The organism is Streptosporangium oxazolinicum (genome assembly GCF_039537505.1).
GTDB lineage: Bacteria > Actinomycetota > Actinomycetes > Streptosporangiales > Streptosporangiaceae > Streptosporangium > Streptosporangium oxazolinicum.
On record NZ_BAABAQ010000006.1, the window covers coordinates 174624 to 198767 of the forward strand.

18 protein-coding genes are annotated in these 24144 nt (G+C 72.1%); 13 read left to right on the forward strand and 5 right to left on the reverse strand.

Going from position 1 to position 24144, the window contains the following annotated elements; all coding sequences use genetic code 11:
* Genes ABD817_RS18270 through ABD817_RS18280 form a run of 3 tightly spaced genes read right to left on the reverse strand, consistent with a single transcriptional unit; the run spans nt 1 to nt 4147 of the window.
* Nucleotides 1-1947 carry a glycosyltransferase gene (locus tag ABD817_RS18270; protein WP_344919171.1) on the reverse strand — a complete coding sequence of 649 codons (1947 nt, stop codon included), beginning with the start codon at nt 1945-1947 and terminating at the stop codon, nt 1-3.
* On the reverse strand, nt 1947-3671 hold the full coding sequence (locus ABD817_RS18275) for a glycosyltransferase (RefSeq protein WP_344919172.1): 1725 nt from the start codon (nt 3669-3671) through the stop codon (nt 1947-1949). The genes ABD817_RS18270 and ABD817_RS18275 overlap by 1 nt, the downstream gene beginning before the upstream one ends.
* Complete coding sequence (locus tag ABD817_RS18280; protein ID WP_344919173.1) at nt 3668-4147, reverse strand: hypothetical protein; 480 nt, start codon at nt 4145-4147, stop codon at nt 3668-3670. Before ABD817_RS18280 ends, ABD817_RS18275 begins: the two co-directional genes overlap by 4 nt.
* Nucleotides 4148-4568: 421 nt before the next feature.
* Between ABD817_RS18280 and ABD817_RS18285 the strand changes: the two genes are divergently transcribed.
* Complete coding sequence (locus tag ABD817_RS18285; RefSeq protein WP_344919174.1) at nt 4569-6269, forward strand: glycosyltransferase; 1701 nt, start codon at nt 4569-4571, stop codon at nt 6267-6269.
* A 71-nt stretch (nt 6270-6340) separates the two neighbouring features.
* Here ABD817_RS18285 and ABD817_RS18290 read toward each other — a convergent pair whose 3' ends face one another.
* Together ABD817_RS18290 and ABD817_RS18295 are read right to left on the reverse strand one after the other, a co-directional pair.
* Entirely contained in the window at nt 6341-7150 is an 810-nt protein-coding gene (locus ABD817_RS18290) for an SAM-dependent methyltransferase (RefSeq protein ID WP_344919175.1), read from the reverse strand.
* 486 nt (nt 7151-7636) lie between these two features.
* Nucleotides 7637-9229, reverse strand: coding sequence for a glycosyltransferase family 2 protein (locus ABD817_RS18295; protein WP_344919176.1), 1593 nt, complete (start codon nt 9227-9229; stop codon nt 7637-7639).
* Nucleotides 9230-9452: 223 nt separating this feature from the next.
* On the opposite strand from ABD817_RS18295, the gene thrC reads away from it, so the two are divergent.
* The 12 genes from thrC (at nt 9453) to ABD817_RS18355 (ending at nt 24112) form a co-directional block, all read left to right on the forward strand.
* Nucleotides 9453-10511 carry a threonine synthase gene (thrC, locus tag ABD817_RS18300; protein ID WP_344919177.1) on the forward strand — a complete coding sequence of 353 codons (1059 nt, stop codon included), beginning with the start codon at nt 9453-9455 and terminating at the stop codon, nt 10509-10511.
* Nucleotides 10512-10581: 70 nt separating this feature from the next.
* Nucleotides 10582-11532 (forward strand): homoserine kinase, encoded by a 951-nt coding sequence (thrB, locus tag ABD817_RS18305; protein WP_344919178.1) that lies wholly within the window; start codon nt 10582-10584, stop codon nt 11530-11532.
* A gap of 467 nt (nt 11533-11999) precedes the next feature.
* On the forward strand, nt 12000-14009 hold the full coding sequence (rho, locus tag ABD817_RS18310) for a transcription termination factor Rho (RefSeq protein WP_344919179.1): 2010 nt from the start codon (nt 12000-12002) through the stop codon (nt 14007-14009).
* 331 nt (nt 14010-14340) lie between these two features.
* Complete coding sequence (locus tag ABD817_RS18315; RefSeq protein WP_344919180.1) at nt 14341-15660, forward strand: sensor histidine kinase; 1320 nt, start codon at nt 14341-14343, stop codon at nt 15658-15660.
* A 13-nt stretch (nt 15661-15673) separates the two neighbouring features.
* Nucleotides 15674-16318 (forward strand): response regulator transcription factor, encoded by a 645-nt coding sequence (locus tag ABD817_RS18320; protein WP_344919447.1) that lies wholly within the window; start codon nt 15674-15676, stop codon nt 16316-16318.
* A gap of 278 nt (nt 16319-16596) precedes the next feature.
* Nucleotides 16597-16815 (forward strand): 50S ribosomal protein L31, encoded by a 219-nt coding sequence (gene rpmE / locus ABD817_RS18325; RefSeq protein ID WP_329090954.1) that lies wholly within the window; start codon nt 16597-16599, stop codon nt 16813-16815.
* A gap of 101 nt (nt 16816-16916) precedes the next feature.
* Nucleotides 16917-17969 (forward strand): peptide chain release factor 1, encoded by a 1053-nt coding sequence (gene prfA, locus ABD817_RS18330; RefSeq protein ID WP_344919181.1) that lies wholly within the window; start codon nt 16917-16919, stop codon nt 17967-17969.
* A gap of 9 nt (nt 17970-17978) precedes the next feature.
* Nucleotides 17979-18833, forward strand: a complete 855-nt coding sequence (prmC, locus tag ABD817_RS18335; RefSeq protein ID WP_344919182.1) for a peptide chain release factor N(5)-glutamine methyltransferase — start codon at nt 17979-17981, stop codon at nt 18831-18833.
* 10 nt (nt 18834-18843) lie between these two features.
* Nucleotides 18844-19509: an L-threonylcarbamoyladenylate synthase gene (locus tag ABD817_RS18340; RefSeq protein WP_344919183.1), complete on the forward strand. Its 666-nt coding sequence runs from the start codon at nt 18844-18846 to the stop codon at nt 19507-19509.
* Nucleotides 19510-19617: 108 nt separating this feature from the next.
* Complete coding sequence (locus tag ABD817_RS18345; protein ID WP_344919184.1) at nt 19618-22221, forward strand: hypothetical protein; 2604 nt, start codon at nt 19618-19620, stop codon at nt 22219-22221.
* Nucleotides 22222-22339: 118 nt separating this feature from the next.
* Nucleotides 22340-22720, forward strand: coding sequence for a hypothetical protein (locus ABD817_RS18350; RefSeq protein WP_344919185.1), 381 nt, complete (start codon nt 22340-22342; stop codon nt 22718-22720).
* 126 nt (nt 22721-22846) lie between these two features.
* Entirely contained in the window at nt 22847-24112 is a 1266-nt protein-coding gene (locus tag ABD817_RS18355) for a serine hydroxymethyltransferase (RefSeq protein ID WP_344919186.1), read from the forward strand.
* The last annotated feature ends 32 nt before the right edge of the window (nt 24113-24144 follow it).

Sequence of the window (24144 nt, forward strand, 5' to 3'; positions counted from 1 at the left end):
TCACGGCGCCTCCGGGGGGAGTTCCATGAGCGCGCTGGGCCGGAAGCCGCGCCACTGGCGCTTGTTGCGCCGCAGGAACGTGCCGATCGGCTCGCGCCAGGTGTGGTTGGCGACGTTGCCGCGCCGCAGGATGTAGCCGAGTCCCTGGGTGCGGTAGATCTGCCCGCCCGCGGCCTGCACGGCGTGCTGGAACTGGGCGTCGATCGTGCCGGGCATGGGACGGAACCCGCCCACGGCCTCGAAGGCGGAGCGTTCGGAGAAGATGGTTCCTCCGGCGATGAAGTTGGTGATCTGCTCGGTGATCTGCTCGCGGTGGACGGTCACCCCGATCGAGGCGAGATAGACGAACTCGGGGACCATGCCCACGACCTGGGCCCCCGAGTAGGAGTGGGCCAGCAGCAGGTCGGAGATGAAATCGGGCCCGTACCAGTCGTCGTCGTCCATCTTCAGCAGGAACGACCCCGAGGCCCTGGCCGCGGCCTGGTTCAGCACGTTCCCGAACACGGTCCGCTTGTCGACCTCGACCACGGTGACCGGCCGCTCGAAGGAGGCGAGGGCCCCGGCCACGCCGGGATGCGCCGCGGAGGCGCCGTGCAGGGCGAGGATCACCTCGAACTCGGCGCCGCGCTGCCTGGACAGCTGTTCCAGCGCGAAGCCCACCATCTCCGGGCGGCGGGTGACGAGCAGTACCGAGACCGTCGGCACGGGCGCCGAGGGGGCGCCCAGCTGCTCCCAGCGGGCGCGGACCCCGTGGACGCGCAGCGCCTCGCGGCGCAGCCGGATGCTGTGCTCCTCGCGCTCCAGGTCGTCCTTGAGCGCGGGCTCGTCGACCGAGGTGATCAGCCTGGCCAGCTCGGGGCCGAGGGCGCCCGCCCAGCGCGGCACGGCCTCGGAGATCAGGGGCACCCCGGCCGCCGCCAGCCCCGTGACGACCCGCAGCGCGGCCGCCGGGCCGGTGTGGCTGCGCCGCCAGTCCACATGTAGGGCCCTGACCTGCCTGATCCGGTTGACGTCCACGTCCGTGACGCGGCCGGAGGCGTCGAAGGAGGTGAGCGTCCTGCCATCGCAGGTGATCGCCCAGCGGCCGGACTCCGAGGACAGGTCGGCCGTGCCGAGGGACGGCACGGTGATGAAGTTCATCGGGTTGACCGAGCGGGTGTCGACCGGGGGGATGGTCCGGGGTTCCGACAGGTCGCCGACGCCGTTCTCCAGGATCTTGCCGCCGCCGGGGCGGCCGAGTCTCTCCCAGGTCATCAGCTCGGCGACCGGGCGGTCCACCGTGGTCTCGCCGGTGGTCTCGCCGGTGGGCTCGGCGCCGGACCAGGGCGGCGGCTCCTCGCCGACCGCGCGCACGACCAGGTCGGCGCCTCGGGCGCCGAACCTGTCGGGGACGGGCCCCGTCAGGGGGGCCGGGGCCGCGTTCGGGTCGCCGGGTCGCCAGTGGGCCGCTCCAGGGCCCGCCAGACCGGCGACGGGCCCGGAGACGGCGTCCATCCGGTGCCCGCCGAAGGCCCTCGCGGTCGCGGCGAGGGTCCGTCCCGCGGGTACCGGTTTGGAGAAGCTCGCCTCGACCACCCAGGCGGGCTGTTTCGGCTGGTGGACGCGGAGTTCGACGAGAGCGCGCCAGCGGTGGGCGGGGGTGGGGGACAGCACCGGCGCGGTGTACCAGTACGGCGTCTCCTTCACGGCGACGACGACCCGGGGGGCCATGGGCAGCAGTGACTGCAGGCTCGCGGCCCGGCGGACGTCGGTCGGGGTGCGGGCGAGCACCAGGATCTCCGCGGCGCCCTCCTCGGCGCGCGGGATGCCGTCGAGGTCGCCGTCGAGGTCCATCGCCCCGTACGTCTCCAGCTCGCCGAGTGTCTCGAAGCCCACGCAGTAGACGAGGACGCGTCGCTTGCCGCTCCGCTCCCTGGCGGCGCGGACCAGATCGATCAGAAGGGACATCAGCCGGTCTTCCCCCGTAGCCTGGCCGTCGAGATGATCTTTCCCAGCGGGCCGAGGCGCCGCTCGTCCTCCAGGCGCGCGGCCTCCGCCCGCAGGCGTCCGGTCTCGGCGCGGAGGCTTTCCACCTCGTCCTTCAGGCGTTCCGCCTCGCGCTTCCAGCGCGCGGAGTCGGCCCGCCACTTCGCGGTGTCCCCGGCGACGGGCTCCGCCTCGTCGGCGGTCGTCACGCCGACCTCGGCGGCGCTCACCCAGAGGGAGCCGAACAGTTCGTGGACGGCGTCGTCGAGCCCGTCGTCGCCGCCCGGTCCCTCGCTCACCAGCGCCGCCCTGGCGAAGGCGGCGGTGCGCTCGAACCTGGCCGCCCTGATCCCGGAGGGCCCCTCGTCGAGCGCCGCGCTCAGCAGCCCGTACTCCTCGCGTTCGGCGAGTTTGACCAGCTCGGCCAGGCTTTCCGCGCCGAGTGCCCACCCCGCGGGGAAGGTGAGCCGAAACGGCGCGGGCGCGGAGTTCGCGGGCACCTCCTCGGTGAAGGAGACGCGCGGCTCGTGGACGTACAGGTTGCGTACCAGGCGCAGGTCGAGCAGCGGCTCGTCGAGGGAGCGGCGGCGCCCGGCGGGAAGGTCCGCCCAGGGCCCGACCACGGTGACGGCGACGTCGACGAGGGTGCCCGCGAGCGCGGAGTCCACGCTCGCCCGTACGTCCTCGTAGGAGGCGCCCCGGGCGTCGACGACGACGTGCACGTACGGCACCAGCCAGGCCCTGCGCGGGTGGGTACGCAGCCAGCGCAGGTCGGGGATGAGGTCGGGCAGCACCGACCAGTTGTGCCGGTGCACCTCCTTCTCCCGGATCATGACCGTGGACGGCCCGAGGTGCCAGCCGCGGGCCTGCGGGTCGGGGATGAAGACCGCGCCCGCCTGCGCGAGGCGGAAGCCGAGATCGGTGTCCTCGGCCATGTTCAGGGTGGTGTTCACGCCGCCGACCGAGCGCAGCAGCGCCACGGGGACCGAGGTGGTGGCCCCCGAGTGGAGCCGGTAGGCCCCGGCGCCCGCGTCCCGCAGCCACCGGGTCTCCTCCAGCACCCCGGCCCGCCACTCGTGCGGCGCGGACTCGTCGAACAGCTTCTCCGCGTCCCCGGCCTCCACGGCCGAGAAGACCTCCCTGGCGGAGGGCCCGGCCCCGTCGGGGGTGAATCGGACGTCGCCCATCACGACGGCGTAGGGGAGGAGATGGTGCCAGCGCATGTGCGCCTCGACGTGCTCCCGGTCGAGGATCATGTCGGAGTCGACCCAGTGCAGGACGTCGCCCGCCGCTGCGGCGGCGCCGGTCTGGCGGGCCCAGCCCCGTCCCCAGCGGCCGTCGGGCACCCGGACGAGCCTGGTGTTGGCCGGGGTGATCTCGGGGACGCGCAGTGGCGGGTCACTGCCGTCGTCGGCGACGACCACCTCCATGAGGTGCGCGGGGTAGGTCTGCGCGGCCAGCCCGGCGAGCGTGCGGTCCAGGGCCTCCTGGCAGTCGTGCGCCGGGATCACCACGCTCACCCTGAGCCGGGGCTCCCAGGTGCCCGGGTCGGGCGGGAGCAGCGATCCGTAGTCGTTGTGCCTGACCCCGGCGCGCGGGACGACGACCCGGCCGTTCTCGTCGGCGCGGTCGGCCCGGTCGGTGCGGTCGTCGCGCGGGCGGGTGGACGAGGCGGCGCCGGGGGTGACGGAACCGGTCCCGATCACGCTTTTCCCTCTGTCGTTCCGTCGGCCCGTTCGGTCCTGGCCTCCACCGCCGCCAGGCGCGGCAGCAGGTCGTGGACCATCTCCTCGATCTCCTGGCGCCGGGGTACGGAGGCGAGCCGGTCCTCTCCTAGGGAGACCAGAATCGCCTGCAGGTCCTCGTCCCGCTTGCGCTCGTGCTCCTTGAGCAGCTCGACGATCTCGTCCAGCCGCCGGTCCAGCCGCTGGGTGGCCGTCTTGACCGTGGCCAGTTCCGCCTCGTAGCGCTTGACCCGGGCGTCGATCCGCTGGGCCTTGCCGTCGACCCTGCGTACGGTCGCGACCGCCAGCACCTGGACGGCGAGCACCGTCGCGATCGCGCCGAGCACGATGGCCGCCGTGACCGAGATGATCTCGAAGCTCGCGAGCAGCGTCAGCGCGATCAGGAACACCGGGCCGAGTGTCGCCGCCAGAAGCGTCAATTTTCGGGGCGTGGGCATCCGCGCTTACCTTCCGTGCTGCTCTGTGTCGTTACCTGTCCTTGTTGGTGGTAAATGAGGCTATCGGCTCTCCAAGTGCAAATACGTCGAGGAATAGGAAATTCGAAGGTTCCTGTGACCTGTGTGACAGCTGTGATGCTTTAGCGGTGATCCTCGATGTCAAGTGGGAAGTGTGGTGAGAAGCGATCTTCCTGCCTCGCTATCCTTCGCTCGTGCCCGCGCAGCCGACCCCCCTCCCCCCGCCCCCTCCAGCGACCCCGGCGGGCTTCCCTCGGCCGGTGACGGGAGCGCGCGCCCACCGTGCCCACTGCCCGGGGCGCCCGGCACGGCGCTCTGTCCCGAGGCTTTCCCCAGACCGTCTTTCGCTCGTCGCGCCGAACCGGTGGCGCGGTCCCCGTCCGAGCCCGATCCTGGAAACGCCATGACAGCACGGATCACCGGTAACGACTACCGGAGCCTCACGCCACCCGCCCTGGGCTCCTGGGCACCCTCGCTCCGGGTCAGCGTCGTCGTTCCCGCGTACGGTGACCAGGAGAAACTCGATCTGGCGCTCGCCGGGCTGGCCACGCAGACCTACCCCGCCGCCCTCACCGAGGTCGTCGTGGTCGACAACGGCAGCGACCCGCCGCTGCGGCTGCCCGCGCTGCGTCCCGAGGACACCCGCCTGATCGTCTGCTCCGTCCCCGGCCGCGCGCACGCCCGCAACGCCGGGCTGTCGGCCGCCACCGGCGACGTGATCCACTGGCTCGACTCCGACGTGGTCCTGGACCGCAGGTCGGTCGAGGCGCACATGCGCTGGCACCACGCCGCCCCGTACCTCGTGGTGACCGGCTACCTGCGCTTCACCCCGGCCGGGCTGCCGGCCCCCGAGGTGGTCGCCGCCGCCGACGACCTGACCAAGCTCTTCGAGCCCGCCGAGCCGCACGCCTGGCTGGTCGACCTCGTCGAGCGCACCGACGGCCTCACCGCCAACCCGCACCGCGCCTTCAGCCTGCACGTCGGCGGCGCGACCTCGGTCAACGCCGCGCTGCTCGCCGCCGCGGGGCCGATGGACACCGACCTGATCCTCGGCCAGGACACCGAGATGGGCTACCGGCTCGCCCAGGCGGGCGCCGTCTTCGTCCCCGAGCCGCTGTCGCGCGCCTTCCACCTGGGCCCGACCATGCGCATGCGCGACAAGGCCCCGATCGACCGGGTGAGCCACGCCTTCGTGGCCGACCGGATCCCGTCCTACCGCTGGCTCCGCTCCCATCCGGCCAGGCAGTGGAAGGTGCCGTACGTCGAGGTGGTCGTCGAGCCCGGGGGGCTGTCGGGGAGATACACCTACGACGAGGTGCGCGCCACCGTCGACGCCGTGCTCGCGGGCACCGTGCCCGACGTCGCGGTCACCCTCGCGGGGCCGTGGGACCGCGTCGGCGCCGAGGGGCGCGCCCCCCTGAAGAACCCGGACCTGGACCTGGTGCTGATCCGAGGGCACTACGCCCACGAGCCCAGGGTCCGCTTCACCGACGAGATCTCCGCTCCGCCCGGTTCCCGCGCGCCGTCGAGTCCCGCCTGGGCGGTTCCCTACCGTCTCAGGCTGCCCGCCGGGTGGGTGCCGGGCGAGGACACCCTGGCCCGGCTGCTCGACCTGGCCAGGGACGAGGGGTACGGCCTGGTCTCGGTGCTGCTGGCCGAGGGGGACGGCGACGCCGCCGGGCCCGGCTCGGGGCGGGCGCTCGTCGCGGCGCGGCTGGAACGTGCCGCCGCGTTCGCGCGCGCCGCGATCGTGCGGGGGGAGGGGGAGGACCTCGACGCCGCCGTGGACGACACCTTCGGCGTGATCTGGGTGGACGGCGAGACCTACGGGTTCGCGCCGGAGGCCCGTGCCCTCGCCGGACGCCGTGGCGCCTACCGGGCCAGGATCGAGGCGGAGGCCGAGGTGGCCCGTCTCACCAGGGAGGCGGAACGGCTCCGCGACCAGGTGGTCAAGTGGCGCGAGGAGGCGGGCCGCTGGCGCAGGAGCACGGTCGAGCTGCGGCGCGAGGTCGGCACCCTGCGCAAGGAGCTCGCCGCGGCGAGGAAGGTCGTCCAGTACGGGCTGCTGTCCTCCGTGAAACGGGCCATCATCCGCCGTCGCTGACCGCCCCCCGCCGTCGTTCTCCCTCGCTCCCTTGCACCTCGTGAGGGCCGCCCCCGTCGGTGCCGGGCCGCTCAGCGCTCGCCGGTGACGGCGCCGACGCCCCCCAGGAAGTAGGAGGCGGTGCTGTCGCGGTACGGCTGGTACGGCGCGTCGGTGCCGGGCGCCGGCCGCCACTCGGGCAGGTTGACGACGCCGGGCTCGATCACGTCGAAACCCTCGAACAGGCGGATGATCTCCTTGCCCGTACGGGTGACGAAGCGCGAGGAGGCCCGGGTGTAGACCTTGCCGACCCCGTCGGCGACCTTCGGGCGGGCATCGGCCGCGCCGTGGGACAGGACAAGATAGCTGCCGGGCGCCATGGCCCCTCGCAGGGTGGCGAGGATGCCCAGGGGGTCGTCCTCGTCGGGGACGAAATGCATGATCGCCAGCAGGAGGATCCCCACCGGCCGGTCGAAGTCGATCGCCGCGCGCACGTCCGGGTGCTCCAGGATCTCCCGGGGCCGGCGTACGTCACCCTCGACGATCGTCACGTTCTGGTTCTTGCCGAGGATCGCCCTGCCGTGGACCAGGACGGTCGGGTCGTTGTCGACGTAGACGACCCGCGCTCCGGGGGCGACCTGGTGCACGTTGTTCTGGGTGGGCAGCCCGGCACCGATGTCGAGGAACTGGTCGATCCCCGACTCGGCGAGGAAACCGACCGCCCGGCCCAGGAAGGCGCGGTTGGAGCGGGCGCTGGGCCGGATCTCGGGGGCGATCCTCAGGGCCTTCTCCGCCGCCTCCCGGTCCACGGGAAAGTTGTCCTTACCTCCAAGATAGTAGTCATACATGCGTGCGACGTTAGGAATATGCGTTTCAACATCTTTAGGCACCTGGTCGGTCACGTTCCGCTCCCAAGAAATGACATTTCCATAATTGCGTCGATCATAGCCACTCGGTCATCGAATAAGCCCGCACAGAGCCCGCGAGACGGCGGCCTGGCCGCTCTCGCGCGACGTGCCCGGTCTCCGGCCCGCCGGGGGCATCGGCCACGACAGCGGGCGACCCTGCCCGTCCACGGCGTTCACCTCAACCGTGACCCGTCTTTTCTTCCTGTCTTTATTCTCGCCCGTCATGCGGCCGTATTTAGTGTCCCGGCGTGGCCGGGGCTGCGCAGGGGCGGGGCCGCAGGCATTTCCACCGTCTCCCCGGGCGGCTTTCTCCCCGATGCCCGGTGCCCGGCCGCGCATTCGTGATCTCGGGCCCGCTCGTCATCGCCTCCGGCCGGTCGTACGGCATGCCACGCCCCGCAGGAGAGCCGCGAGAAAGCGGGGGCCGCGCGGTACGTCCTGCCGACGTCACGCCCCCGCCGGAGGGCCGCTGAGTTCCTGTCAGTTCCTGAGCGCGGTGCGGAGCCTGCCGAGGAGGGAGTCGCGTCCCTCCTGCCCGGGGGTCCGCTTCGCCGAGGGACTCGCGGTTTCCCGCCCCTGAGCCCGAGCCTGGGCCTGAGCCGGGGCGGCGGCCGGAGGCGGGGTTTCGGGCGTGGCCGGGACACGGGTGGCGGGGGAAGGAGCGGCGGGGAGAGGGGCGGCCTTGGGGTCGGCCGGCCAGAACTCCGACCGGTCGCCGCGCCGTACGCCGTGGGTGGCCTCGATCGACGCGGTCACGTCGTCCGCGCCGAGCAGCCTCGCCCGGCCCAGTGCCTCGGTCCGCTCCAGCGTCGCCTCGCCGTCGCCGCCGAGATCGGCGACGACCATGCCCAGGCGGTTCTCCTGCATCACGCGGATCATCCGCTCCAGCGTGTCGCGTCCCAGCGGCACCGAGACCGGGCCCGTGTAGCGGAACGCGATCGGGGCGGGGGTGGCGGAGACCTCGTCGGCGAACCGCACCCGCTCGTCGTGGGCGAAGTGCTCGCGCAGCAGCCGCAGGTCGAACAGGGGGTCGTCCAGCACCGGCCGGCGCTCCCCGGACAGTTTCGACCACGGGGCTACCAGGGTGACGATCACGTCGCCGAGCGACCCGTCGAGTGCCGCGCCCACCGCCGCGCGCACCCCCTCCTCGGGCCCGTCGACGCGGAGCACCACCTCCACGTACGGGACCAGCCAGTGGCGGCCCCGGTCCTTGCGCAGGTCGCGGCGGAGCGGCACCCGGTGGGCCAGGTAGGGGGCGACGACCCGCACCGCCCGCTGCGGGTCGCGGCGCTGGGCGGGAAGTCCCAGGTGGACGGCCTGGGCGGCCATGTCGGGGACGAAGACCACGCCGTGCGCGGCCAGCCGGTAGGCGAACTCGGTGTCCTCGCCCCGCAGCACCCCGGGGTCCACCCCGCCCACGGCCCGGAAGATCTCGCGCCGCATCGACACCGTCGGCCCCGTGCACACGTGGTAGGGGTTGCGGCTGGCCCGCAGGCCGTTGGTGCGGGAGATCGTCTGCTCGGTGGAGCTGGGCAGGGCTCCCGACAGGTCGAAGAGGGACTCCAACGAGCCCGCGCGCACGCCCTCGTGGACCCGGCCGGCCGTCAGCGCCGGCTCCTCGACGAACTTCTTCGCGCCGATCGTGACCAGGTATCCGGCCAGGTGGTGCCACCGGGCCAGGGCCTCGATGTGCTCGCGGCAGACGACCATGTCGGCGTCGAGGCGCTGGACGATCCGGCCCTCCGCGAGCGCGGCGCCGGTGTTCACCGCGTGGGCGATGCCCCAGCCCGAGGAGCCGGTGGTCACGATCCTGGCGCCGCTCGGGGCGATCTCCGGTAGCCGCAGCGGGGGCTCGCTGCCGTCGTCGACCACGATCACCTCCATGAGGTGGTCCGGGTAGGTCTGCGCGGCCAGGGCGGCGAGGGTCAGGTCGAGCCTGTGCTGCCCGCCGTGGGCCGGAATGATCACGCTCACCGGGAGCTCCGGATCCCACGCGCCGAGCGCGGGCGGATCCAGGGGCGAGTAGTCGTTGTGCCGGATCGGCGGCAGGTCCGCCGCCGTGCCGCCCGTCATGATGTGGCACCCCTGTCGTGTCGCCCGTCGTGTTCCCCGCGTGTCAGGCCCGGTCAAGCCTCGCAGACCATATCGGTTGATCCTTAGAGTTCCCTGGGGAGACGCCCGGCTTGTCCATCTGGTGGACAGCGCATCCCGGAGCCGAGCGTGTTGCCCGTAGACTCGTTTCCCAACAGCGCAGGTAGCACGCGCACGGACCGGCCGCGCGCGGTGAGGAGCAATCATGACCAGGGCGTGGCGTGGCCTCATCGAGGAGTACCGTGACCGACTTCCGGTGACCACGGCGACGCCCGTCGTCACGCTCCTGGAGGGCGGCACACCGCTCGTCCCGGCGAACCGGGTGTCGGCGCTGACCGGCTGCGAGGTCTACCTGAAGGTCGAGGGTCTCAACCCGACCGGAAGCTTCAAGGACCGTGGCATGACCATGGCCATCAGCAAGGCCGTCGAGGACGGGGCGAAGGCCGTCATCTGCGCCTCGACCGGCAACACCAGCGCCTCCGCCGCCGCCTACGCGGTCCGCGCGGGCCTGACCTGCGCCGTGCTGGTGCCCCGAGGCAAGATCGCGATGGGCAAGCTGGCCCAGGCGCTGGTCCACGGGGCCAGGCTGCTCCAGGTCGAGGGGTCCTTCGACGACTGCCTGGAGATGACCAGGAAGCTGTCGGAGAACTACCCGATCGCGCTGGTCAACTCGGTGAACCCGTTCCGGCTCCAGGGCCAGAAGACCGCCGCCTTCGAGATCGTCGACGCGCTCGGGGACGCCCCCGACATCCACTGCATCCCGGTCGGCAACGCGGGCAACATCTCGGCGTACTGGATGGGCTACACCGAGTACGCCGGGGACGGCATCGCGACGAGGACGCCGAGGATGTTCGGCTTCCAGGCCAGCGGTGCCGCGCCGATCGTCAACGGCGCGCCGGTGACCCACCCGCACACGATCGCCACCGCGATCCGCATCGGCAACCCCGCCTCGTGGGGGCTCGCCGAGGCCGCCCGCGACGAGTCGGGCGGTGTCATCCAGGCCGTCACCGACCGCCAGATCGCCGCCGCGTACAAGCTGCTCGCCCAGGAGGAGGGCGTGTTCGTCGAGCTCGCCTCCGCCGCCAGCGTGGCCGGTCTCCTCCAGGCGCACGCCCAGGGGCTGGTCGAGCCCGGACAGCGCATCGTGTGCACGGTGACCGGAAACGGCCTCAAGGACCCCGACTGGGCCATCTCGGGCGCGCCCACGCCGGTGACGATCCCGATCGACGCGCACGCGGCGGCCACCGCCCTCGAACTCGCCTAGTGGATCTCAGGAGAAGCGACGTGCCCCTCACGGCCCCCCGGGGACCTCTCACGGCCCCCCGGGGACCTCGATGACCGGCGGCACGGCGAAGGCGACCGTCCGCGTCCCCGCGACCTCGGCCAACCTGGGCCCCGGATTCGACACGCTGGGACTCGCCCTCGGCCTCCACGACGAGATCGAGGCCGAGACCTCCGACTCCCCGGGCGTCGAGATCGCGGTCGAGGGCGAGGGGGCCGGCGAGCTCGACCTGGGCGAGGGGCACCTCGTCGTCACCACGATGCGCGCGACCTTCGGCAGGATGGGTCTCCCGCAGCCGCGCGGCATCCGGCTGCGCTGCCTCAACCGGATCCCGCAAGCCCGAGGACTCGGCTCCTCCTCCGCGGCGATCTGCGCCGGCATCCTCGCCGCCCGCGCGCTGGCCGCGACCCCGTACGCACAGCCCGGACCGGCCGGGCCCGCCGAGCTGACCGACGACGCGGTCCTCGCGCTGGCCACCGAGATCGAGGGCCACCCCGACAACGTGGCGCCGTGCCTGGCCGGCGGGCTCACCGTCGCGTGGACGGACGCCGGGGGCGTGCCGCACCTGGTGCGGCTGCTCCCGCACGAGGCCGTCAGGCCGGTGGTCCTCGTCCCCGCGCACCGGCTGTCCACCGAGATCGCCCGAGGGCTGCTGCCCAAGGACGTCCCGCACGCCGACGCCGCCGCGAACGCCGGGAGGGCCGCGCTGCTGGTCGCGGCGCTGACCGCCAGGCCCGAGCCCGATCTGCTGCTGGCCGCCACGGAGGACCGCCTCCACCAGGACTACCGCGCACCCGCCATGCCGCACACCGCCGATCTCGTACGACGGCTGCGGAAGGCGGGGATCGCCGCGGTCGTCTCGGGAGCGGGGCCCACGGTTCTTGCGTTTTCAACGGTGAATACGCAGGATTTGATCGCACCGGAAGTGGGTAATGACTGGCACATCCAGCCACTGGATGTCGAGACCAGGGGCGCCCGCGTTGTTTCTCTTGAGACACGCTGACGACTCTTCGACCTTCAGGGAATAGCTGTGTGCGCTGGTGATGTTAGGCTGATAGCCGCACCAGGTGCCCCGCGTTGGGTGCGTGCTTGTCAGCCACACATCGCTGTGTCATGTCTCACCTGGTGAGACATGAGCGCCGCAGTGGCCTCCCCGAATCCGTCGCCTCCGAATGCTCCATATTTCGGTTGGGGCAATGAGAAGCGGCGTTTTAGGGGACATGCGCGTTCGATCTATCTCGACATCTGGTTGCCGGTAGCAATCCGGGGGGGTGTCCTCCAAGTCCCACCGTCGGCGATTCTCGATGGTGACGGCCTGGATCCGCCCTTCTCCGACAGTGGCGGCGGCTCTCCATGGGCCGCCGAGGATCGCGACGTGCAACCCGACCCGGTCTGTCCCACCGGGTCGATCGCACCACCGGGACGATTGGCTGATCATGGCCACGCCCGACCCCTGGGAAGGACCCATTAGTGAGCGACACCACCACCGAACTCCTCTCCGACGTCACCGGCACGGCGCCGACGTCCGGCGACACCCCCACCCGCCCCGCGGCCAAGCCGCGCCGTCGCTCCGGCACCGGCCTTTCCGCCATGGTGCTGCCTGAGCTGCAGGCCATGGCCTCCGGCCTCGGCATCAGCGGGACCGGGCGGATGCGCAAGAGCCAGCTGATCGCGGCCATCCAGGAGAAGCAGGGCGTCTCCACCGAGAGCGCCCAGGCTCCCGCCGCCGTCAAGGAGACTCCTGCCGTGGCCGCCCCCGCCGTCGTGGCCGAGCCGGTCGCCGAGCGTCCGGCGCGCACCCGCAGGGAACGTTCCCGCCCCGTCGTGGCCGCCGAGCCCGTCGTGGAGCAGGCACCCCCCGCCCCCGAGCCCCTGGCCGCCGTCGTCGCGCCCGAGCCCGTCGTGGAGCAGCAGACCATCGACACCGCCCCGGCCGAGGGCCGTGGCGAGCGCGGCGAGAGCCGTCGCGAGCGCGGTGAGCGCCGTGGCCGCAACAGCGACCGTGGCGAGCGCGGCAACGACCGCCGCGAGCGCGGCGACAACCGCCCCGAGAACCGGACCGACAGCCGCGCCGACCAGCGCGCCGCCGACCCGGGCCAGAACCGCGGCGACCGCCTCAACGACCGTAACGACCGCGGCGAGCGGACCAACGACCGCGGCGACAGGGGCGAGCGCGGCGACCGCGGCGACCGTGGCCCGCAGAACCGGGGCCCGCAGGACCGCAACGACCAGCACGGCGTGGGTGACGACGACGACCGCCGTGGCCGCCGTGGCCGGTTCCGCGAGCGCAACCGCCGTGGCCGCGAGCGCTTCGACAGCAACGAGCCCGTGGTGGGTGACGACGACGTCCTCATCCCGATCGCCGGAATCCTGGACATCCTCGACAACTACGCGTTCGTCAGGACCAGCGGTTACCTGCCGGGCTCCAACGACGTCTACGTCTCGCTGGCCCAGATCCGCCGCAACGGCCTGCGCAAGGGTGACGTCGTCACCGGCGCCGTCCGTCAGCCCCGCGACGGCGAGCGCCGCGAGAAGTTCAACGCGCTCGTCCGCCTCGACACGGTCAACGGCATGGACCCGGAGCAGGCGCGGCAGCGGCCCGACTTCAACAAGCTCGTCCCCCTCTACCCGCAGGAGCGCCTGCGCCTGGAGACCGAGCCGAACATCCTGACCACCAGGATCATCGACATGGTGGCGCCGATCGGCAAGGGCCAGCGCGGCCTCATCGTCTCCCCGCCCAAGGCGGGCAAGACGATGGTGCTCCAGTCGATCGCCAACGCGATCACCCGCAACAACCCCGAGTGCCACCTGATGGTCGTCCTGGTGGACGAGCGTCCGGAAGAGGTCACCGACATGCAGCGGTCGGTGAAGGGCGAGGTCATCCACTCGACCTTCGACCGCCCGGCCGAGGACCACACCACGGTCGCCGAGCTCGCCATCGAGCGCGCCAAGCGCCTGGTGGAGCTCGGTCACGACGTGGTCGTGCTCCTCGACTCGATCACCCGTCTGGGCCGCGCCTACAACCTGGCGGCCCCGGCCTCCGGCCGCATCCTGTCCGGTGGTGTCGACTCCACCGCGCTCTACCCGCCGAAGCGTTTCTTCGGCGCCGCCCGCAACATCGAGAACGGCGGCTCGCTGACGATCCTCGCCACCGCGCTGGTCGAGACCGGCTCGAAGATGGACGAGGTCATCTTCGAGGAGTTCAAGGGCACCGGCAACCTGGAGCTCAAGCTCAACCGGCAGCTCGCCGACAAGCGGATCTTCCCCGCGGTGGACGTCGACGCGTCCGGCACCCGTAAGGAAGAGATCCTGATGGGCAAGGACGAGCTCCAGATCACCTGGAAGCTCCGCCGCGTGCTGCACGCCCTGGACATGCAGCAGGCCCTTGAGCTTCTCCTGGAGAAGATGAGGGAGACGAAGTCCAACGCGGAGTTCCTGCTCCAGGTGCAGAAGACGACGGTCAGCTCCGACCGCGACTGATCGTCCGCCGTACGTCGAACGCCCCGGCCCCTCCGGCCGGGGCGTTCGCGTTTCCCAAGTCCCTTGTGCGGCCCCGCACTTCGGGATATCCCTACTTCAGGACGCCTTCTCCTCCGCGGCTCCCGGGCCCGCGCCCGCGCGGACGGCACGCGAAAAGGGCGGTCCGCGAGGACGGTACGCGAAGACGGACGGCGCGCCGAGACGGACGGCGCGAGAGACGGCGGGGACGGCGGCGACAGCGGGTGCGGCAGAGACGCTGAAGCCGCCGGAGGCGCCGGATGACGCCGGAGGCGCGGACGGCGACGACGGGCACCGGGGACAGAGGAGGCGCATGACGTCCGAGACGCTGGGAGGCACGCCCGTGGTCAGGGCACCGCTCAGGCGACGCGTTCCGCTCGGGCCGAACGGCCCCCTGGGCATGATCGTCGATCCGATGACCTGGCGGGCCGTCCCCTACCTGCTGATGAGCATGTTCTACGGCCTCGCCTGCTTCGCGTTCCTCGCGTCCGTGATCCCGGCCTCCCTGGTGATGGTGGTCGTGTGGGTCGGGTTGCCGCTGCTCGCCCTGACCATGCTGGCCTGGCGGGGCGCCGCGATGCTGGAGCGCAGGTTCCTCCGGCTCGCCTTCGGCGTCGACATCCCCAGCCCCTACCGGCCCTCCGAGGGCGACAACCTGTTCCTGCGCTGGAAGGACATGTTCGTCGACCCCGCCACCTGGAAGGATCTGCTCTATCTCCTGCTGCTGCTGCCGATCGGGATCGCGGAGTTCACCGTCTCGGCGGTCCTGTGGACGCTCGGGCTGGGCCTGACGACCCTGCCGCTGCCCCTGCTGCTGGCGGGGCGGCCAATGACGCCCCTCGCGGAGCTGCCGATCGACAGCGGGCCGAGGGTGCTGTTGTGCGCGCTGGTCGGGGCCGGATTCCTCCTCGCCGCCCTCTACGCGACCCGGGGGATGGCCTGGCTGCACGGCCTGCTGGGCGTCGCCCTGCTGGGGACGAGCGAGAAGAACCGGCTGGCCGCCCGCGCCGCCCACCTGCGGGCCAGCCGGGCTCGGGGGGTGGACGCGGCCGAGGCCGAGCGGCGCCGGATCGAGCGGGACCTGCACGACGGCGCCCAGCAGCGGCTGCTGTCCGTGGCGATGGACCTGGGCCGGGCCCAGGCCAAGCTGGACTCCGACCCCGACGGGGCCAGGGAGCTCCTGGCCCAGGCGCACCGGGGTACCAAGGCCGCCATCGCCGAGCTGCGCGACCTCGCCAGGGGCATCTACCCGGCGATCCTCACCGACAGGGGGCTGAGCGCGGCCCTGTCGTCGCTCGCCGCGCGCGCCCCCGTACGGGTGGACCTGTCGGTGGAGGTCTCCCACCGGCCCCCGGCCGCGGTGGAGAGCATCGCGTACTTCGTCGTGGCCGAGTGCCTGAGCAACCTGGCCAAGCACTCCGAGGCCACCGAGGCGTTCATCCGGGTGAGCCGCCGGGAGCAGCGGGTGATCGTCGAGGTCTACGACAACGGGGTCGGCGCCGCCGTGCCCCGTCCGGGCAGCGGCCTCGCCGGGCTCGCCGACCGGGCGGCGACCATCGACGGCACCCTGACCGTCGACAGCCCGCTGGGCGGCCCCACGATGATCAGGGCGGAGTTACCCTGCGAATGGTGAGAGCGTGGGACCCATGCGGGTGGTGATCGCCGAGGACTCGGTGCTGTTGCGCGAGGGGCTGGCCCGGCTGCTGGCCGACGGGGGCATCGAGACCGTCGGGGTGGCGGGCGACGGCCCCGGTCTGGTGACGGTGGTCGACGAGCACGATCCGGACCTCGCCGTCGTCGACGTGCGGATGCCGCCGACCCACACCGACGAGGGGCTGCGCGCCGCCCTGGAGGCCAGGTCCAGGCGGCCGGGGCTGCCGATCCTCGTCCTGTCGCAGTACGTCGAAGAGCAGTACGCCACGGAGCTGATCGGCGGCGGCGCCGCGGCGGTCGGCTACCTGCTCAAGGAGCGGATAGCCGACGTGGCCGAGTTCCTCGACGCCGTACGCCGGGTGGCGGCCGGGGGGACGGTCATCGACCCCGAGGTGATCGGACAGCTGCTGGGCCGCCAGCGCAGGGGCGACCCCCTGGAGTCCCTGACCGCCAGGGAGAGCGAGGTCCTGGCCCTGATGGCGGAGGGGCGCTCCAACACCGCGGTCGCCGGGCGGATGCTCGTCACCGAGGGCGCCGTGGAGAAGCACATCTCCAGCATCTTCGGCAAACTCGGGCTGGAGCCCGCCCCCGACGATCACCGCCGGGTCCTCGCGGTACTGGCGTACCTGGGAAGGTGACAGCCTGGAGCCCCTGGTTTCCTCGCGGGGATCGGGAACCCCGGATACCGCGCCAGGCAGGGGGCGGCGAGCACACTGTGTCCGGTCCGGAGACGCAGGTCACCGGGGCGGGGGAATGTCTTGTGGCCTGGGGTGGTTGGAGGATCTGGCACACTGGTAGCCGAACCGTAGCGGTTCCGGTTCCCGCCCGCGCGCACCCCGGTGTGCTCAGCGCGCAAGCCTCACAGGCGAGAGACAGTGGCGACCCGGCGACCGCGTTTTGGAGAGGAAAAGGCGATATGAAGCCCGATATTCACCCGGAGTACAACGCCACTCAGGTGACGTGCACCTGTGGTAACTCCTTCACCACCCGCAGCACCGCCAAGAACGGCGTGATCCACGCCGACGTGTGCTCCGCCTGCCACCCCTTCTACACGGGCAAGCAGAAGATCATGGACACCGGCGGCCGGGTGGCGCGCTTCGAGAAGCGCTTCGGCAAGAAGCCCGCGGGCCAGTAGCTCTCATCCCGGCGCCGGCTCGGAGAACCCCTCGTGGGTGCCCGGGTCGGCGTTCGTGGTGATGAGGCAGGCTGACAAGGGCTTTCAAGGAAGGACGCACGGTGAACCTCGACGAGCTGCTCAGTGAGTACGCCGAGCTGGAACTCAAGCTCGCCGACCCCTCCGTGCACGCCGACCAGAAGCAGGCGCGCACCTTCGGCAGGCGCTACGCCGAGCTGACCCCGATCATCGCCACCTACCGCGAGCTGGAGGGCGTTCACTCCGACCTCGGCACGGCGAGGGAGCTGGCGTCGGAGGACGAGGGGTTCGCCGAGGAGGCCAAGGAGCTGGAGGCCCGGATTCCCGAGCTGGAGGAGAAGCTCAGGCATCTGCTCGTCCCGCGCGATCCCAACGATGACAAGGACATCATCATGGAGATCAAGGCGGGCGAGGGCGGCGAGGAGTCCGCCCTGTTCGCCGGAGACCTCCTGCGGATGTATCTGCGGTACGCCGAGCGGATCGGCTGGAAGACCGAGCTGATCGACGCCACCCACTCCGACCTCGGTGGTTACAAGGACGTCACGATCGCCCTGAAGGCGAGGGGCGACGAGGGCGTCTGGTCGAGGCTCAAGTTCGAGGGCGGCGTGCACCGCGTCCAGCGGGTCCCGGTCACCGAGTCGCAGGGGCGCATCCACACCAGCGCCGCCGGAGTGCTCGTCTACCCGGAGGCCGAGGATGTCGACGTCCAGATCGACCCGAACGACCTCCGCATCGACGTCTACCGCTCCAGCGGCCCCGGCGGCCAGAGTGTCAACACCACCGACTCGGCCGTGCGGATCACCCACGTCCCGACGGGCGTCGTCGCCTCCTGCCAGAACGAGAAGAGCCAGCTCCAGAACAAGGAGTCGGCCATGCGCATCCTGCGGGCCCGCCTTCAGGCGATCGCCGAGGAGGAGGCCAACGCCGCCGCCATGGCCGAGCGCAAGTCCCAGATCCGCACGGTCGACCGCTCCGAGCGCATCCGCACCTACAACTTCCCCGAGAACCGCATCTCCGACCACCGCGTCGGTTTCAAGGCCTACAACCTCGACCAGGTGCTCGACGGAGACCTCACGGCCGTCATCCAGTCCCTGCTCGACGCCGAGATGGCGGAGAAGCTCGCCGCCCATTCATAGAACGCGCCCATGACCTTTCTGCTGGACGAGATCGCCCTCGCCACCGCCCGTCTCGCCGAGGCAGGTGTGCCGTCGCCGCGCACCGACGCCGAGGAGATCGCCGCGTCCGTGCACGGCGTGCGCCGCGGCGAGCTGCACATGGTGAAGGACTCCGACTTCGACGCCCTGTTCTGGGAGGGCGTCGCCCGCAGGGAGTCCCGCGAGCCGCTCCAGCACATCACCGGGCGCGCCTACTTCCGCTACCTGTCCCTGGAGGTCGGGCCCGGCGTGTTCGTCCCGCGCCCGGAGACCGAGATCGTGGCGGGCTGGGCGATCGACCGGCTCCGGGAGATGGACGTCGCCTCGCCCGTGGTCGTGGACCTCGGCACCGGCTCGGCCGCCATCGCGCTGTCCATCGCCCAGGAGGTCGCGCTCGCCACCGTGCACGCGGTCGAGGTCGATCCGGGCGCCTACACCTGGGCCAAGCGCAACATCATCGAGCACGGCCAGGGCCGCGTGCACCTGCACCCGGAGGACCTGGCCGACGCCCTCTCCGAGCTGGACGGCCAGGTCGACCTGGTGATCTCCAACCCGCCCTACATCCCGCCGGGCGCCATTCCCCGCGACCCCGAGGTCCGCGACTACGATCCGCACCGCGCGCTGTACGGATCGGGCAGCGACGGCCTCGACGAGGTCAGGGCGGTGGAGCGGACCGCCAGGCGGCTGCTCCGCCCCGGGGGGTTCGTCGCCGTGGAGCACGCCGACCAGCAGGGCACCCCGGTCTACCTGATCTTCCCCGAGGAGAGCGGCTGGCGCGACGTCCGCAGCCGCCAGGACCTGACCCGCAGGGACCGCTTCGTCACCGCTCGGTTCGGCCAGGAATAGGATGCACGCCGTGAGCCGACGTTATGACTGTATGGATGCCGAGCAGCGAGCCACCGGCCTGAGCGAGGCCGCGTCCACCCTGCAACGGGGAGAGCTCGTGGTGCTCCCGACCGACACCGTCTACGGTGTCGGCGCCGACGCCTTCACGCCCGCCGCGGTCAGCGCCCTGCTGGACGCCAAGGGGCGCGGCCGTGACATGCCGGTCCCCGTGCTGGTCGGGACCGTCCGGGCCGCCAACGCCCTGGTGGAGAACCTCGGCCCGTACGGCCAGGATCTCGTCGACGCCTTCTGGCCGGGCCCGCTCACGCTGATCTGCCGCGCGAACCGGTCGCTGTCGTGGGATCTCGGCGACGCCAAGGGCACCGTCGCCGTCCGGATGCCGTTGCACGCGGTCGCCCTCGACCTGCTCAAGGAGACCGGCCCGCTCGCCGTCTCCAGCGCCAACCGCTCCGGCGCACCCCCCGCCACCACCGCCGCCGACGCGGAGAGGCAGCTCGGCGACTCGGTGGGGGTCTATCTCGACGCGGGGCCGTGCGAGAGCGACGTCCCCTCGACGATCCTCGATCTGACCACCGCGGTGCCCAGGCTGTTGCGGCGCGGGGCGATCAGCGTGGAGAAGCTGCGCGGTGTGATCGGCTACGTCGCGACGGACACGGGCCCGGAGCCCGACAACTGATCGGTCATCAACGGCATATGCCGTGATCCATGCCATCTGATTATCACCGTGACGCCGGGCTGTCTCCCCGGTACCTTGAAGTGGGCCGACACTTCCTGGGAGACGTCCATGGGCAAGTTCGAAGGAATGGACCCCAAGCTGGTCCGCGACCTGTTGTCCGAGGTGCAGCGGGCCGCCGAGCAGATGCGGAACGTCGAGGGCAAGGTCTCGCAGATGATGAGCGGGGCGGGTCTGTCCTCCCAGTCGACCCACAGACCCGTCCAGGTCGCCGACGCGTGCGACGTGATGGTCCGCGACGTCTCCGCCCGGGTGGCGTTGCTGGAGAAGAAGGTCAACCAGAACGCGACGGCACCTCCTGCCGAGCCGAAGGCCGGGGACACGAAACCCGAGACGGGTTCCCAGGGCGAGGGAGCGAAACCGGAGACGGGCTCCCAGAACGGCGCGAAGCCGGAGACCCCAAAGGCGGACGACCTCAAACCGGCCGTCGGGGCGGACGACAAGCCCCGCGTCGGCGACCAGTCGGCCGAGACCACCCAGCGCGACGATCCCAAGGACTCCTCCAAGCCCGAGACCAAGCCCGACGCCCCGAAGGCCGACGCTCCGAAGGGCGACGAAGCCAAGCCTGAGGCGGGGGCGAAGGGCGACGAGACCTCCCCGCGGGACGATCGGGACGATCGGAAGGAGACGCCGAAGCCGGAGGCGTCCGGAGCCGACGACCGGAAACCGGAAACGGGGTCGAAAGCTGACGAGACCTCCCCGCGCGAGGGGGAGAAGTCCAAGGAGACCCCCAAGCCGACCGAGAACGTACCGCGCGAGGCCCCCAAGCCCGACCCCACACCCGAGCCTCCACGAGCCGAGAACCCGCGTCCCGAGCCTCCAAAGCCCGATCCCACGCCCGAGCCGCCCCGGGCCGAGGAGCCGCGTCCCGAGCCTCCGAAGCCCGATCCCACACCTGAGCCCCCCAGGGCCGAGGATCCGCGACCCGAGCCTCCCGCCCCCGACCCCGTGCCGGAGGCTCCGAGGGGCGATTCCGTGCCCCCGCCGGAGGCGTACGACCCGGACTCCCGGTCCGTGCCGGACGCGCCGAGGGCCGAGGACCCGCGGATCGAGGCGCCCGCGCCGGATCGCGTCCCGGAGATGCCGAACGCCGAGGGCGCGCCCATACCGGGGACACCGAACGCCGAGGGTGCGCCCGTGCCGGAGGCGCCCAGGCAGGATTCCGCGCCCGCGCCGGACGTCCCGAGGGCCGACGACGCGCGGCCGGAGGCGCCGAGGGTCGAGGACCTGAAGCCCGCGGTTCCCGGACCGGGGGAGAATCCGCAGGGCCAGGGGGGAGGGCCGCCCACCGACACCGCGCCGCGAGCCGACACCGCGCCGCCCGCCGACACCGCGCCGCGCGAGACGCCCGACGTCCCGCGTACGCCCGAGGCCCCCAACTCGGACACCATCCCCGCGCCCGGAACGCCGCAGGGGGACTCCACGCCCGCGCCGGAGCCACCCGGGGCCGATGACACGCGGCCGGAGATCATCAACGCGGACGACACGACGCCGCGCGGGCAGGATTCGACCGGCAACGTGCCCGTGAACGATTCCGACGCCAAGGGCGACGCCGGTTCCAAGGGTGACGAGACGACGCCGCGTGGGGAATCGACCGGCAACGCGCCCGACGCCAAGGAGAACGCCGGTTCCAAGGGCGACGAGCGCTCGCCCAGGGAGGGGGGAGGCTCGTCCGGCGAGACCATCCTCGACACCCCCAGGAAGGATCACCCCGACGACATCGACCAGAGCGGCGACTCCAGGGCGAAGGTCGTGGAGGTCGACGGGGTGAAGGTGCTCCAGATCCCGCTCGACGCGCCCACGGCGGCCGAGGTCGACGAGCTGCTGAAGAACATCGAGGACATCCCGCCGCTGGAGATGCCCACCGTCGAGGGTGCCTCCGTCACCGGGGGGCAGCCGGGCTGGGTCGAGCCGAACGAGCCGCTCGATTCCGCCAAGCCCGCGTACCCGCTCCTCGACACCGCCGGTCCGACCACGGACCAGACCGTCCAGCCGCCGGGCACCGGCGGCGACACCACCTCCCAGTCCACCGGTACGACCTCCGGCGAGCCCGCCGCGCCCCGGCCCGCCGATGTGACGCCGGCGGATCCCCCTCCCCAGTCCAGCGGTGACGCCGCGCCCCGGCCCGTGGGGACGGCCTCCGGTGAGCCCGCGATCCAGACGGCGGGCACGACCTCGGGTGAGGCGGCCACGCGGCCCGCAGGGGCGCCGGTGCCGTCGGTCGGCGACGCGGTCTCCGGTGCGGCACAGGGGGCCGAGGGGGTCTCCGGGCAGGCGGCGGGAGCCGCTCCCGGCGGTGTGGCCGCGCAACCGGAGACGCAACCGGTCTCGCAGCCGGAGACGCAACCGGCCGCCCAGTCGGACACGCGGCCGGTCTCGCAGCCGGACGGAGGTTCGGCCGCCCGCTGGGCGAACGACGGCAGTGACGTCGTCACCGCGGAGGCGAGCCCCCTCGACCTCGACGCGCTCAAAACGCTCGCCGACAACGCCCGCGAGATCGAGCCGCTGGAGATGCCGGGCGTGAGCGTGCCCGACGGGGAGACCTGGGGCGAGGGGGCCTGGGTGCCGATGGACGTCCGGCCCGACGGGCCTGCGGGCGACGTGGAACCGGGAGACCCGCTGCGGCCGATCCCCCCTCCGGGGGGCGGCCGGTGACCATCGCGACGTGATCGCCGGGCGGTGAGCGAGTGGGTACGAAGCGGTCAGGTAGTGGGTAGCAGTGGGTAAGTGAGCAGGAGGCAGGGAGCGTGTCAGCGAGGGTGAGGAGCCTGTGATGTTCGTGGATCCACCCGCACCGCAGCCGCTGCAGCCGGGGGAGACCCCGCCGGCCTCGGCCAACGCCGGTCTGCCGTCCCCGGACGCGGTCACGTCGTGGGAGTTCAACCCCGACTACCAGCGGCTGGTCATGATGTGGAGGCAGGTGCTCCCCGTGCTCGACACGCTGACCGCCAGCCTGGACAAGGCGTACCAGCTCGCCAGGAGCAGGGATGTCTGGGACGCCCCCGTCTCGGGCCGCTACGTCGAGGACATGACGGAGTGGCGCACCCGTCTGGGCCTCTACCGGCAGGCGGTCCTGACGTCGATCAGCGACCAGGCGGCCGACACGCCGAGGTGGGTGCCGGTCAGGGCCGGGGCCCCGCACGCGTTCTCGTGAGGCGTGCCTCCCGGCGGGGGCGGTTCCCCGCGACACGCTCTCCCGGGGCCGCGCGTCCCTGACGTGCGATAACCGGGGAGGGCGGGCTTACAGTGGGGGTGAGTCGTCGTCTTCGGGGTGTGAGCCATGGGCGCAGAACCGTACTACGGGCCGGATTTCGATCTCCTGCTGCGCGAGGACCCGGAGATCGCGGGCGTGCTCCTCGACGAGCTCGACCGGCTCCGCGGGGGCATCCAGCTGATCGCGAGTGAGAACTTCACCTCGCCCGCCGTGCTCGCCGCACTCGGCTCGACGCTCACCAACAAGTACGCCGAGGGCTACCCCGGCAGGCGTTACTACGCCGGGTGCGAGGTCGTCGACCGGGCCGAGCGGCTCGCGATCGACCGCGCCAGGCGGCTGTTCGGCGCCGAGCATGTCAACGTGCAGCCCCACTCCGGCGCCTCGGCGAACCTGGCGGCCTACGCGGCCCTGCTCCAGCCGGGCGACACCATGCTGGCGATGGAGCTGTCGCACGGCGGCCACCTCACGCACGGCTCCAAGGTCAACTTCTCGGGACGCTGGTTCGACGTCGTGGCGTACGGGGTGCGCAGGGACACCGAGCTGATCGACTACGACGAGGTCAGGGACCTGGCGTTGCGGCACCAGCCCAAGATGATCGTCTGTGGTGCCACCGCCTACCCCCGTGAGATCGACTTCGCCGCCTTCAGGGGGATCGCGGACGAGGTGGGCGCCTGGCTGCTCGCCGACGTCGCGCACACCGTCGGCCTGATGGCCGGGCGAGCCCTGCCGTCCGCCGTGCCGTACGCGGACGTGGTGACCTTCACCACGCACAAGGCGCTGCGCGGTCCGAGGGGTGGCGGGATCATGTGCACGGGGGAGCTGGGGCCCAGGATCGACCGCGCGGTCTTCCCGTTCGTGCAGGGCGGCCCGCTCATGCACGCGGTGGCGGCCAAGGCGGTCGCGTTCGGCGAGGCGCTGCGGCCGGAGTTCGCGGAGTACGCGCGCCAGGTGGTGGCCAACGCCCAGGTGCTGGCCGACGCGCTGGCCGCCGAGGGCATGCGGCCCGTCTCCGGGGGCACCGACAGCCATCTGGCGCTGATCGACCTGCGCGACGTCGGGATCTCCGGCGCGGTGGCCGAGCAGCGGTGCCACGCGGCCGGGATCACGCTGAACCGCAACGCGATCCCGTACGACCCCGAGCCGCCCACGGTGACGTCCGGGATCCGGGTCGGCACCCCCTGCGTCACGACCCAGGGGATGGGTCCCGAGGAGATGAAGGAGGTGGCCTCGATGGTGGCGCAGGTCATCCGCAACCCTGACGCGACGCGGGAGATACGGGAGCGCGTCGCGGTGCTGACGAGGGCTCACCGGATATATCCCAGCGAACTATGAGCTGTTCTGTGTCGTTTTCCGGTCACAGGTGG